Source organism: Halovulum marinum, from assembly GCF_009697225.1.
Classification (GTDB): domain Bacteria; phylum Pseudomonadota; class Alphaproteobacteria; order Rhodobacterales; family Rhodobacteraceae; genus Halovulum; species Halovulum marinum.
Genome location: NZ_WIND01000003.1, coordinates 180421 through 192695 on the forward strand (window position 1 = coordinate 180421; position 12275 = coordinate 192695).

The window sequence follows — 12275 nt, forward strand, 5'->3', positions numbered from 1 at the left end:
ACCGGGGCGGTCGCGCAATGACAACAAAGGGAGGAGACGACATGAAAAAGCTGCTGGGCGCTTCGGCGCTGGCGATGTTGGCCGCAGGCGCGGCCGGCGCAGCGGAACTCAAGCTGGTCGAGGTGATTACATCGCCCGAGCGCACCGAGACGCTGCAGAAGATGGTGTCGGCCTGGGAGGCCGAGACCGGCAACAGCGTCGAGATCGTATCGCTGCCCTGGGGCCAGGCCTTCGAGAAGCTGGCGACCATGGTGGCGGGCGGCGACGTGCCGGACGTTGTCGAGATGCCCGACCGCTGGCTTGCCCTCTATTCGGGCAGCGGTCAGCTCATGGACCTGACCGACCGCGTGGCGAACTGGGAGTACGGCGACACGCTGACCGACAAGACCGTCGCGATGGGCAGCCAGACCGCTGACGGCCGGATGCGCGAAATCCCCTACGGGTTCTACCTGCGCGCCATGTTCTACAACAAGGACCTGCTTGCCGAGGCAGGGGTCGACGGCCCGCCGGAGACGATGGAAGAGTTCATGCAGGCCGCCGCCGCGGTCTCGGAACTCGACGGCAAGTCCGGTTACTGCCTGCGCGGCGGGCCCGGCGGCCTGAACGGCTGGATCATGATGGCCGCCACGATGAACGGCACCAACGAGTTCTTCACCGAGGACGGAAAGAGCCGGCTGAACGAGCCGGGCTCGGTCGCGGGCATGCAGTTCCTGATCGACATGTATCAGAACGGCTATGCGCCGCGCGACAGCGTCGGCTGGGGCTTCAACGAGATCGTGGCGGGGTTCTATTCGGGCACCTGCGCCTTCCTCGACCAGGATCCCGACGCGCTCATCGCCGTCGCCGAGCGCATGGACCCGGACAGTTTCGCGGTCGCGCCGATGCCGGTCGGCCCGTCGGGCAAGGCCTTCCCCACCATCGGCTACGCCGGGTGGGCCGCCTTCGAAAGCACCGAGGATCCGGACGCCGCCTGGGGGCTGATCGCCCACCTCTCGGCCCCCGAGCAGAACGAGACCTGGGCCAAGCGCGTCGGCGTGATCCCGATCCACGAGGGCGCCGACCAGGACCCATACTTCCAGACCGAGCAGTTCGCCGGCTGGTTCCAGGAACTCAACGACCCGGCCTACGTTCCGACCATCATGCCGACCTACCTCGAAGGCTTCGGCTACTTCGCCGACAGCGTCGCGCTCGAAACCTCGCAGCAGGCACTGCTGGGCGAGATCACGGCGCAGGAGATGGCCGACCAATGGGCCGATCTGCTGACCGACGAATACGAGAAGTGGCAAGCCGCGCAATGAGCGCGACCCAGGAAGAGCGTGCGCCCGGGATGCCCCGGGCGCGCCTCGCCCGGGCCTGGCTGCGCTACGCGGTCGAGCCCTACCTCTACCTGTCGCCGGCGCTGCTGCTGATCTGCTTCGTCATGCTGATCCCGCTGGCAATCGGCATCTCCTACGCCTTCCAGTCGATCAACCTGCTGCGCCCGTTCGACGCCGGGTTCATCGGCCTCGAGAACTTCGAGGCCCTGGCCGGCGACGGCCGGTTCTGGACCGCGCTGACCAACACGTTCTGGTGGACCTTCGGTTCGGTGACGCTGCAGTTCCTGCTCGGGCTCGGACTGGCGCTGCTGCTCTCGACCCGGTTCCACGGCAAGCGCCTGGTGCAGGCGCTGGTGTTCCTGCCCTGGGCGGTTCCGACCTTCCTGACCGCGCTGACCTGGTCCTGGCTGTTCAACCCGGTGATCGGCCCGCTGCCGCACTGGGCCGCGGCAGTCGGCCTGCTCTCCGAGCCCTACAACATCCTCGCGAACCCCGACACCGCGCTCTGGGGTCCGGTGCTGGCCAATGTCTGGTACGGCGTGCCGTTCTTCGCCATCACCCTGCTTGCGGCGCTGCAGTCGATCCCGTCGGAACTATACGAGGCCGCCGAGATCGACGGTGCCTCGCCCTGGCAGTGCTTCACCAAGATCACCCTGCCCTTCCTGGGGCCGATGATCGCGATCACGGTGATGCTGCGGGCCATCTGGATCGCCAATTTCGCCGACCTGATCTTCGTGATGACCGGCGGCGGTCCGGCGAACTCGACCCAGATCCTTGCCACCTACGTCTTCACCACCGCGTTCCGCAAGCTCGACTTCGGCTATGCCTCGGCGATCGCGGTGGCGCTGCTCGGGGTCCTGATGGTGTACGCGGTGATCCTGCTGGTGGTCCGCGAAAAGCTGGTGAGGGTCTGATGGCCGCGCTTCGCCGCACCCCGCCGGCGCTGGTCGCCGGCAAATATGCCGCCATCGCGGCCTATGTCGCGTTCGCGCTGTTCCCGCTCTACTGGCTATTGAAGATCGCGCTGACGCCGGACACGCTGATCTTCAGCGACGGCACCGCGCTCTGGCCCTCGGAACTGACGCTGGACAACTTCCGCACCGTGATCTTCCAGTCCGACTTCATGGCCTATTTCCGCAACTCGGTGACCGTATCGCTCAGCACCGCGGCCGCGACCACGCTGATCGCCGCCGCCGCCGGCTACGCCTTCTCGCGCTTCACGTTCCGCGGCAAGCGCTGGGTGGTGGCGCTGATGCTGCTGACCCAGATGTTCCCGCTGCTGATGATCATCGCGCCGATCTACAAGCTGGTCGCGGCGATCGGGCTGCTGAACTCGCTGACGTCGCTGATCGTGGTCTACACCGCGTTCAACATCCCCTTCGCGACCTTTCTGATGCAGAGCTTCTTCGACGGCATACCGCGCGACCTGGAGGAGGCGGCGATGATCGACGGCTGCACCCGGCTGCAGGCGCTCCGGGTGGTGATCCTGCCGCTCACCCTGCCCGGTCTGGGAGCGACGCTCGGCTTCGTCTTCACCGCCGCCTGGTCCGAATTGCTCTTCGCGCTGATGCTGATCAACTCGAACGACGCGATGACCTTCCCGGTCGGCCTGCTGACCTTCGTGTCGAAGTTCTCGGTCGACTGGGGGCAGATGATGGCCGCGGGGGTTCTGGCGCTGGTGCCGTCCTGCCTCTTCTTCCTGTTCATCCAGCGCTACCTTGTCCAGGGGCTCACCTCTGGCGCCGTGAAGGGATAGGCCATGGCCGGAATGGAGATGAGAGCGCTGCGCAAGTCCTATGGCGGGCTGGAGGTGCTGCACGACATCGACCTGACCATCGACGACGGAGAGTTCGTCGTCCTGGTCGGCCCGTCGGGCTGCGGCAAGTCCACGCTGCTGCGGATGATCGCCGGGCTGGAGCCGATCACCGGCGGCGAATTCCGGATCGGCGGCCGGCGGATGAACGAGGTGCCGCCGCGCGACCGCGACATCGCCATGGTATTCCAGAGCTACGCGCTCTACCCGCACATGTCGGTGGGCCGCAACATGGGTTTCTCGATGGAGATCCGCCGCCGCCCCGCGGCCGAGCGCGCGGGGCCGGTCGCCGCGGCGGCGCGCACGCTCGGGCTCGACCGGCTGCTCGAGCGCTTTCCCAAGGCGCTTTCGGGCGGTCAACGGCAACGGGTCGCCATGGGCCGCGCCATCGTGCGCGACCCGCAAGCCTTCCTGTTCGACGAGCCGCTGTCCAACCTCGACGCCGCGCTCCGGGTCGAGATGCGGCTCGAGATCGCCCGGCTGCACCAGCGGCTCGGCACGACCACGGTCTACGTCACCCACGACCAGGTCGAGGCGATGACCCTTGCCGACCGGATCGTGGTGATGAACGGCGGCGTGATCCAGCAGGTCGGCAACCCGCTGGAACTCTACGACCGCCCCGCCAACCGGTTCGTCGCGCAGTTCATCGGCTCGCCCACCATGAACCTGCTCGACCTCGTCGCCGACGCGGACGGCCTGCGTCTGGGCAACGGCGTGCGGCTGCTCGGACCGGCCCCTGCGGCGCAGCTCGGCATCCGGCCCGAGCATCTTGCGGTCGTGGCCCCTGCGGACGGCGAAATAACGGCGCAGGCGCTGGTGATCGAGCGGCTCGGTTCGGACACGAACGTCTTCACCGAGGCCGAGGGCATCGGGCCGTTGCTGGCGCGGGTGCACGGCAATGTCGACCTGCGCCCGGGCGACCGGCTCGGATTGCGGCTGATCCGGGAGCGCATCCACCTGTTCGACGCGGCTGGCAGACGCCTGCCGCCCATGCACTGACCTCGAAACGGGATCGATCCGGAGACGCTCGCTCGTCGGAAAGCGGCACGACGCATGACCAGGCCGCCGAGGAACAGCACGGTGAACGAGCACGGCGATGGGCCCGTCTGCCGCATCGGGGACCTTGCCGATGGCGCGCGTCACCGGTGCGCGGTCGATGAGGTCGCAGCCGACCACGGCCTCGGCGTCGCCGTCGTCCAGCCGGTCGAGGCCGATCAGCCGGCAGCTGCCGCCCGGCCTCTCGGCCGGGCTGGTGCCGATCCGGCTGCCGGCGGCGACGCGCCAGAACGGCGGCCTGAGACGCACCATGAAGGCATGAAAACGGGGGGTTTCACCGTGAAAACCCCCTTAACTCATTGTTTTCAATATATTCTACACCTTCATTGAGTGTAAACTAGGAACTTCCAGCGCCAAAACTGACGCAAGCTGTAGAACGCGGCCTCCCCACGCCGAAAACTCAGGGTTGTGAGATTTCATCGCAGATGCAAAATTGTGATTTGAAGATGATTTGAGATTGACATATATGCCAACCCCGAGAGACGCTGCTGTTAGCGGGTTACTCCAGAAAATCGTAGGCGTCCTTGAGGCCCATGAACAGGAAGAAAGATTACTTTTTGCGGTTCCGCGATGCGTAGCTTGGATGCAAGCGAATCTAGAGCGGCTCGAGGCGGATGGCTTTTATGAGAATGCTCCATCACCGCTGCAACAAGCCGATGACCTGTTCTATGCGTTTATATCTGGAGACGACCTTGCGAATGAATGGCCTCCACACGTGATGTGCCCCGCAGAACGCGGAGTTTGGGAACTGCGAACTGCGGATTTACGTTTCTTTGGGTGGTTCTGGCGTAAAGGTATCTTCGTTATTTCTGCTGTCGACCAAGCAGATCGCTGCAAGCGATACAATCTGTATCCGGGGTACCGGGATCAATGCGTTAAAGATCGAGCTACCCTTGGTTTAGACGAACCTGCGTTTATTAACGGGAAACTTAGTGATGTCCTTTAGCCTAAATATCAGTGCCAAAGAAAAAATGACGGGTCGGTTCAAGAGCCGTGTGAACCGCGCGCTTTTGAATGCTGTAACACAGGCTAGAAAGGAACGCAAATTAACCCAATCGGAGATCGCCGCTCTTATGGAAATTGATAAATCGACCCTTTCTAGAATATTGAATGGGCGAGGAAATCTGACACTGAAAACCATTGGTGATTTATCCTGGGCGCTTGGACTCCGTCCGGATATTACTTTTACCAAGGTAGAAGAGCCTGCTGGCGCAGGCGCAAACTCCCCCGCAATCACTTCAGCACCACATAACAATAATATAACCACGCCAATTTCTCGCAGCACGCTATCTAACAGAGTTACGCTGCATAGCGCGCCAAACACCGCATCTACAATATCTGGCGCACCTCGGAATGAAAGGGTTAGAGTTGCAAATTAGCGCAACTACTGTTTTTTGCGACGATATCCGCCGGGAAGACACCGGGAAGGCTATCTTGATAGGTGTGTATGTCGAAGACATGATCCCTAGCACACTTCCCTCACGGTTTTCACTAAGTATTTGGACCAAATTTTTTGGAATTTCATCAGGAAATCATCCGTTTAAAGTAGAAATAGACTTCCCTGGCGGGCACAAATTTGAGTGGCCAGGCGAAGTTGATATCAGTGATCCTAATGTCCCCACATCGTTGTTCGCCGCAGGAATTCCCGCGGTGGTAAAGGAGGCAGGTCTCATCAAGGCACAACTTTATATTTCCGGGAAGAACATAGACGCTGGCGAACTGTTGGTTAGAGAACCACAGCCCCCCGCCAAAGAGTAACATCGCGGAAATGTCTTCATCAGACGATCAGATCTTCAAGACTTCAATCAAATCAGATCGCAATACATACACCCCCTCAATAATCCGACACCAGCAACCGGACCGCCGCCTCGTCTTCCTCGACGTCGGCGAACCGGCCGATGGGCTGTTCGAACACGTTGTCGGTCTTGTCGTCGTTCACCGTCGAGACCTCGCCGATCAGGGTGTCGCCGTCCTCGGGCCAGAAGGCGTGCCAGATGCCGGGCATCAGGGTGACGGATTCGCCGGGTTTCAGCTTGATCCGCCCGCCCGCCTGCACTGTCCTCGGCACGCCGTCGCAGGGCACGGTCACGTCGGACTGGCGGTCGATGCCGCCGTCCCCGGCCGGGGCGTAAAGCTCGATGATCAGGTCGGCGCCGCCGCGGTTGATGATGTCCTCGGCCTTGATGTCGTGGCGGTGCATCGGCGACAGCTGGTGCCGGCGCGAGATCATGATCTTCTCGGCGTAGAGCATGCCTTTGCCCTTGCCCAGATCGCCCAGCGTGCCGTTGCGGGTGGTGAACAGGAACAGCCCCATCTCGTCGAAGCGGCCCTGGCCGTAATCGGTGATGTCCCAGCCCAGCCCGCGCTCGCGGATCATCCCGGCGTCGTCGGCGCGGATCTGCTCGGGCGTCCAGTAGGCGAACGGCGGCAGGATGTGGCCGAAGCTGCGGATGAAGGCATCGCCCTCGGTGAGGATCCGGTTGATCTGCGAGCGTTTCATGGGGCTGCGTCCTTCGCGTGACCTGGGGGTGCTGGCCCGGTTTTACGAGAGCGCGGCGGCGGACGCCAGTGCGATCAGGCCTCCAGCTCGGCATCCCAGTAGAGGTAGTCCATCCAGCTTTCGTGCAGGTGGTTCGGCGGGAACTTGCGGCCGGTGTTCTGCAGCTCTCCGGGGCGCGGCTCGCGCGGGGGCTTGCGCAGCGACATGTGGGCCTGGCGCAGCGTGCGCGCGCCCTTGCGCAGGTTGCAGGGGCCGCAGGCGGCGACCACGTTCTCCCACGTGGTGCGGCCGCCGCGGGCGCGGGGGATCACGTGGTCGAAGGTCATCTCGCCGCGCGCGCCGCAGTACTGGCAGCGGAACTCGTCGCGCAGGAACAGGTTGAAGCGGGTGAAGGCGGCGGTGCGCGCGGGGCGCACGAAGTCCTTGAGCACCACCACCGAGGGGATGCGCAGCGTCATCGACGGCGAGCGCACCACCTGCTCGTATTCCGAGATCACCGTCACGCGGTCGAGGAAGGCGGCCTTCACCGCCTCCTGCCAGGGCCACAGCGACAGCGGCAGGTAGCTGAGCGGGCGGAAGTCGGCGTTCAGCACCAGCGCCGGGTGGTCGCGGGCCCCCGCCGGTTGTCGGATGAACTCCGGTGTGGCCCCCGGTGTGGCCCCCGTCCGGCCGGCCGTGTGGCTGGCCGCGTGGTTGGTGGTCTGCATGGCGAGTCGTTTCCCTGTCCTGCCCGTGCCCCGATCAGACGCTGCGGCGGACGGGACGCGCCCGTCCCTGATAGTCTGACTATATCTCGGCCCGGACGCCGCGCAAGCCCCCAGATGATGCGGGTGGCCGACTGTTGCCGGCACCATAGGCGGGGCCGCTGACGGTTTCGTGACGCCGTGCGCGACCACGGCCCGCTTGCTATACTGCGCCGCATGAGCACCGAGACCAAGCCCCCGCCGTGCCCCGGCATCCTGGAGACCGGGATCTATGCCGACGATCTGGACGCCGCGACGCGGTTCTACCGGGATCTGCTGGGACTCGAGGTTCTGGTCGCAAAGCCCGGCCGGCACGTGTTTTTCCGGCTGCCCACGGGGATGCTGCTGGTGTTCCGGGCGGCGGCGACGCGGGTCTCGGGCGACCCGGCGCGGCCCGGCCATCTGGCGCATGGCGCCGAGGGGCCGGGGCATGTCTGCTTCGCCGCCACGGGCGACGCGCTGGACCGCTGGCGCGCACATCTGCAGGCCGCCGGCGTCGCCATCGAGGACGATTTCGAATGGCCGAACGGCGCGCGCTCGATCTACGTGCGCGACCCGGCCGGCAACTCGGTCGAGTTCGCCGAGCCGCGGCTGTGGGGCATCACCCTGCCGCCGGCAGCACCCGCCGGATGAACTCCAGCGCCAGGCCCAGACCGTCGGGGGCGATGCCGTGCGCCATGCCTTTGGAGACATGGGTGCCGACCTCGAACCCGGCGGCGCGCAGCGCCTCGGCGGCCTCGGGCAGGCTGGAGGGCGGCACCACCTCGTCGAGATCGCCGTGGATCAGAAGCACCGGCGGGTGCGTCCTGGCGTCCGGCGCCAGCCGCTCGGGCGCCAGCAGCCGGCCGGAGAAGCCGACCACGCCGGCGAGCGCGCGGGCGCGGCGCGGGGCGACGTGCAGGGCCATCATCGTGCCCTGCGAGAAGCCGACCAGCACCGTGCGCTCGGGGCCGATGCCGGTGCGCCGCTCGGCCGCGTCCAGCCAGTCGTTCAGCGCCGAGACCGAGGCCGCCATGCCGCTCATCGCCTGCTCCTGGGACGAGCCGTCGAGATAGGGGATCGGGAACCACTGCCGGCCGAACGGATTGGCGACGCAGGGCTGCGGCGCGTCGGGCGCGAGGAACATGGTGTCGGGCAGATGCTCGGCCAGCGGTTCGGCCAGCCCGATCAGGTCGTTGCCGTCGGCGCCGTAGCCGTGCAGGAAGATCACCAGCGAGCCGGCCTGCCCCGAGACCGCGCGCCGTTCCGGCCCGTTCAACGTCATGTCCGTACTCCTTCGCGTTGCCTGAGGGCCGCGTAGTATTGCCAAAGCAGCGTGGCTGCAACGGTGCGCCAGGGCGACCAGTCCGCGGCCATCGCGCGCAGGGCCTTCTCGGACGGCCGCGCGTCGAGCCCGAAGGCGCTGCGGGCGGCCTCCTGCAGGGCCAGATCGCCCGCCGCGAACAGGTCCGGACGGCCGAGCGAGAACATGCCGTAGATCTCGGCGGTCCAGGTGCCGATGCCGGGCACGCGGGTCAGCTCGGCCACCATCTGCGCGTCGGGCAGGCCGTGCAGCGTCTCGAAGTCGAGGCCGCTGCCGGCCAGCGCCAGCGCGTAGCGGATCTTCTGCCGCGATAGGCCGCAGGCCCGCAGCGCGGCCTCGCCCCCTGCCGACACCGCGCCCGGCGTGATCAGCGCCGCGTCGCACAGCCGCGCCCAGACCGCGTCGGCCGACGCCACCGAGACCTGCTGCGAGACGATCGCCGAGAACAGCGCGCCGAAGCCGCCGGCGCGGCGCCGGATGCGCACCGGGCCGGCGATTTCGGCGGCGCGCGCCAGCGCCGGCTCGCGCGCCGCCAGCCAGGCGACGCCGCGGGCGACCTCGGCGTCGCAGGTCAGGATGCGGGGCGGGACGGACATCGGCGCGCGGAACTTTACGACAAGGGGCATTGTTCGAAGAATTGAGACCGAGCCAATCAGATCGCCGCGCCCGGCGCAATGTCGCCGTACTGGTGGGCGCGCAGACGGTGCCGGGCGCGCAGATGCCGATGCATTTCGTGCTGGCGGGCTGTCCGGGCAACTGCCGAGCCCCGAGAAAATGCCGGGCCGCGCTGCCGACTTCGGTGACGATGCTGGCGACGATGATCGCCGCCCCCGCGGCGTCGGCGCCGATGCAGCGGCGCGGGCGGCAGTTCGGCTTCATCATGGGCACGGGGTTCGGCGCGCCGGCGCGGTCCCGGCGCATGTGCTGGCGATGATCGTGCCGTCGTTCTTCACCGGTCATCTGATCGCCCGGTTCGGCGCCGGGCGGACCATCGCCGCCGGCCTGCAGCTGCCGGCCTGCTGCTGCCGGGCTGCGGCTGCCGGGCTGCGCCGGCGTGGTCGCGCTGTCAGGGGGCGCGCAGCTGGCGCTCGCCCCGGTGCGGCGCTCGGCCCGAGCTACCAGCGGCCGGTGGTCGCGGCCCATAGCAGCGTCGCGCGGCGGCGGAATTCCGAGCGCGCGGGCGGCGCCTTCAGGACCGCCTCGGGCCGGTTGCGGGCGGCCCTGAGGGTCGCGCCGGCCTGCCAGCCGGCGAGGAAGGCGGGCCGTACCGCCGCCGGCACCGTGCCGCGCTGGCTACGCGTATGTTTCAGCGTTTCCAGCGCCTTGTCGGCCAAGGCTCGCACCGCGTCCGCGCCGCCCGGCGGCGGCAGCGGCTGGGCGTGGGCGGCGATCAGCGCCGGCAGCGCGGCGATCAGGCTGGCGGCGGCGGCGGCGGTGCCGTGAGCGCGCGCAAGCGGCTGCAGGCCGGGGTCCGCGCCCAGCGCCCGGGCCGCGAGCCAGGTCAGCCCGCCGCCGGTCGCATCCAGCCAGGCCCAGAGCGCGTCGTCGTCCGCGTGCGGTTCGGGCGCGATGTCGCGGTGCCGCGCGGCGATCGCTGCGTCGAACGGCGCGCGCGGCAGGTCGTGCGTGGCGATCGCCTCGGCCAGCGGCGTGACCACCTCGTGCCGGCGCGGCGGCCGGCCCTCGTAGATCTCGGCGATGGCGTCGGTCCACCACTGCAGGCGCATGGCGGCGATCGTCGGCTCGGCGGTGACCCAGGGGGCGCGGGCGACCTCGAGGTTGAAGGCATAAAGCGCCAGCAGCGCGCCGCGCCGGTCGGGCGGCGCGGTCATCGCCGCGGCGAAGCGGTCCGAGTCGGCGCGCGCGACATGCTGCGCGCAGAGATCGAGGCTCATCGCGGCGCGGCCACCGGCTGCACGCCGTCGCGGATCAGCTTCCAGGTGATCGCATCAACCAGCGCCTGGAACGAGGCGTCGACGATGTTGGCCGAAACGCCGACGGTGGACCAACGGCGGCCCTGCGCGTCCTCGCTGTCGACCAGCACGCGGGTCACCGCCTCGGTGCCGCCGTTGGTGATGCGCACCCGGAAGTCGACCAGGTGCAGGTCCTCGATCGCCGCCTGGTACGGGCCGAGATCCTTGGCCAGCGCCCGCGACAGCGCGTTCACCGGGCCCTGGTCCGAGCCGGTCTCGTCGACCGAGTCCGACACCGACATCAGCCGCTCGTCGCCGATGTTGACCACCACCACCGCCTCGGAGACGGTGATCATCTCGTGCAGGGCGTTGTAGCGGCGGTCGACGGTGACGCGGTAGCGCTCGACCTCGAAGAAGCGCGGCAGCTGGCCGAGGTGGCGGCGGGCGACCAGATCGAACGAGGCCTCGGCGCTGTCGTAGGCGTAGCCGCGGTCCTCGCGCTGCTTCACGTCGGTCAGGATCGCGGCGAGGCGCGGATCGCCCTTCGCGACCGGCAGCCCGGCGGCCTCGAGCCGCTCGCGCAGGTTGGACTGCCCGGCCTGGTTCGACATCGGCACGTTGCGCACGTTGCCGACCCGCTCGGGCGGGATGTGCTCGTAGGTGGTCGGGTCCTTCAGGATCGCCGAGGCGTGCAGCCCGGCCTTGTGGGTGAACGCGGAGGCGCCGACATAGGGCGCGGCGCGGTTCGGCACCCGGTTCAGGATGTCGTCCAGCAGCCGCGAGGTGCGGGTCAGGCTGGCCAGCGCCGCCGCATCGACGCCGATCTCGAACCGGCTGGCGTAGGGCTCCTTCAGCAGCAGCGTCGGGATCAGCGAAACGAGGTTGGCGTTGCCGCAGCGCTCGCCCAGTCCGTTGAGCGTGCCCTGGACCTGCCGCGCCCCGGCGGCGACGGCGACCAGCGAGTTGGCGACCGCGTTCTCGGTGTCGTTGTGGGTGTGGATGCCGAGGCGCTCGCCGGGCACGCCGGCCTCGATCACCTGCATGACGCCCTTGCGCACGTCGTGCGGCAGCGCGCCGCCATTGGTGTCGCACAGCACCACCCAGCGCGCGCCGGCCTCGAAGGCGGCCTTGACGCAGGCCAGCGCGTAGTCCGGGTTGGCCCTGAGGCCGTCGAAGAAATGCTCGGCGTCGAACAGCGCCTCGCGGCCCTCGGCGACGATATGGGCGATCGAGGCGCGGATGTTCTCGAGGTTCTCGTCCAGGCCGATGCCCAGCGCGGTCTCGACGTGGAAGTCGTGGGTCTTGCCGACCAGGCAGACCGCGGGCGTGCCGGCGTTCATCACCGCCGCCAACACCTCGTCGTTGGCGGCCGACCGGCCGGCGCGCTTGGTCATGCCGAAGGCGGTGAAGGTGGCGCGGGTCCGCGGCGCCTGGGCGAAGAAGTCGCTGTCGGTGGGGTTCGCGCCGGGCCAGCCGCCCTCGATATAGTCGAGCCCCAGCGCGTCCAGGGCCTTGGCGATGCGGGTCTTGTCCTCGAGCGAGAAGTCGACGCCCTGGGTCTGCTGGCCGTCGCGCAGCGTGGTGTCGAAGAGGTACAGGCGTTCGCGGGTCATGGCGCGGCCTTTCGGAAG

At 67.6% G+C, this 12275-nt stretch carries 15 protein-coding genes; 9 read left to right on the forward strand and 6 right to left on the reverse strand.

Features of this window, described 5'->3' with window-relative positions:
• Positions 1-41 precede the first annotated feature (41 nt).
• The 7 genes from GE300_RS06475 (at position 42) to GE300_RS06505 (ending at position 5943) form a co-directional block, all read left to right on the forward strand.
• Entirely contained in the window at positions 42-1298 is a 1257-nt protein-coding gene (locus GE300_RS06475; RefSeq protein WP_154445738.1) for an ABC transporter substrate-binding protein, read from the forward strand.
• A complete protein-coding gene (locus GE300_RS06480) occupies positions 1295-2230 on the forward strand; it encodes a carbohydrate ABC transporter permease (RefSeq protein WP_154445739.1) in 936 nt (311 codons plus the stop codon). Before GE300_RS06475 ends, GE300_RS06480 begins: the two co-directional genes overlap by 4 nt.
• Complete coding sequence (locus tag GE300_RS06485) at positions 2230-3072, forward strand: carbohydrate ABC transporter permease (RefSeq protein WP_154445740.1); 843 nt, start codon at positions 2230-2232, stop codon at positions 3070-3072. Before GE300_RS06480 ends, GE300_RS06485 begins: the two co-directional genes overlap by 1 nt.
• Positions 3073-3075: 3 nt before the next feature.
• Positions 3076-4128, forward strand: coding sequence for an ABC transporter ATP-binding protein (locus GE300_RS06490; RefSeq protein WP_154445741.1), 1053 nt, complete (start codon positions 3076-3078; stop codon positions 4126-4128).
• 157 nt (positions 4129-4285) lie between these two features.
• Positions 4286-4447 (forward strand): hypothetical protein, encoded by a 162-nt coding sequence (locus tag GE300_RS06495; RefSeq protein WP_154445742.1) that lies wholly within the window; start codon positions 4286-4288, stop codon positions 4445-4447.
• A gap of 673 nt (positions 4448-5120) precedes the next feature.
• The gene (locus GE300_RS06500; protein ID WP_154445743.1) at positions 5121-5564 is read left to right on the forward strand and encodes a helix-turn-helix domain-containing protein; all 444 of its coding nucleotides are present in this window, start codon (positions 5121-5123) and stop codon (positions 5562-5564) included.
• Positions 5539-5943 carry a hypothetical protein gene (locus tag GE300_RS06505; RefSeq protein WP_154445744.1) on the forward strand — a complete coding sequence of 135 codons (405 nt, stop codon included), beginning with the start codon at positions 5539-5541 and terminating at the stop codon, positions 5941-5943. Before GE300_RS06500 ends, GE300_RS06505 begins: the two co-directional genes overlap by 26 nt.
• Positions 5944-6019: 76 nt before the next feature.
• Here GE300_RS06505 and GE300_RS06510 read toward each other — a convergent pair whose 3' ends face one another.
• Together GE300_RS06510 and GE300_RS06515 are read right to left on the reverse strand one after the other, a co-directional pair.
• Complete coding sequence (locus GE300_RS06510) at positions 6020-6685, reverse strand: D-lyxose/D-mannose family sugar isomerase (protein ID WP_154445745.1); 666 nt, start codon at positions 6683-6685, stop codon at positions 6020-6022.
• Positions 6686-6759: 74 nt separating this feature from the next.
• A complete protein-coding gene (locus GE300_RS06515; RefSeq protein ID WP_154445746.1) occupies positions 6760-7392 on the reverse strand; it encodes an HNH endonuclease in 633 nt (210 codons plus the stop codon).
• A gap of 213 nt (positions 7393-7605) precedes the next feature.
• On the opposite strand from GE300_RS06515, the gene GE300_RS06520 reads away from it, so the two are divergent.
• Positions 7606-8061: a VOC family protein gene (locus GE300_RS06520; protein ID WP_154445747.1), complete on the forward strand. Its 456-nt coding sequence runs from the start codon at positions 7606-7608 to the stop codon at positions 8059-8061.
• Here GE300_RS06520 and GE300_RS06525 read toward each other — a convergent pair.
• Both GE300_RS06525 and GE300_RS06530 read right to left on the reverse strand, forming a co-directional pair.
• On the reverse strand, positions 8030-8692 hold the full coding sequence (locus tag GE300_RS06525) for an alpha/beta hydrolase (RefSeq protein ID WP_154445748.1): 663 nt from the start codon (positions 8690-8692) through the stop codon (positions 8030-8032). The genes GE300_RS06520 and GE300_RS06525 overlap by 32 nt on opposite strands.
• Positions 8689-9327, reverse strand: coding sequence for a DNA-3-methyladenine glycosylase family protein (locus GE300_RS06530; protein ID WP_154445749.1), 639 nt, complete (start codon positions 9325-9327; stop codon positions 8689-8691). Before GE300_RS06530 ends, GE300_RS06525 begins: the two co-directional genes overlap by 4 nt.
• Before the next feature lie 92 nt (positions 9328-9419).
• Between GE300_RS06530 and GE300_RS06535 the strand changes: the two genes are divergently transcribed.
• Positions 9420-9665 (forward strand): hypothetical protein, encoded by a 246-nt coding sequence (locus GE300_RS06535; protein ID WP_233416825.1) that lies wholly within the window; start codon positions 9420-9422, stop codon positions 9663-9665.
• 181 nt (positions 9666-9846) lie between these two features.
• On the opposite strand, the gene GE300_RS06540 is transcribed toward GE300_RS06535, so the two are convergent.
• Entirely contained in the window at positions 9847-10626 is a 780-nt protein-coding gene (locus GE300_RS06540; RefSeq protein WP_154445751.1) for a squalene/phytoene synthase family protein, read from the reverse strand.
• A complete protein-coding gene (gene cimA / locus GE300_RS06545) occupies positions 10623-12257 on the reverse strand; it encodes a citramalate synthase (protein WP_154445752.1) in 1635 nt (544 codons plus the stop codon). Before cimA ends, GE300_RS06540 begins: the two co-directional genes overlap by 4 nt.
• Between the last annotated feature and the right edge of the window lie 18 nt (positions 12258-12275).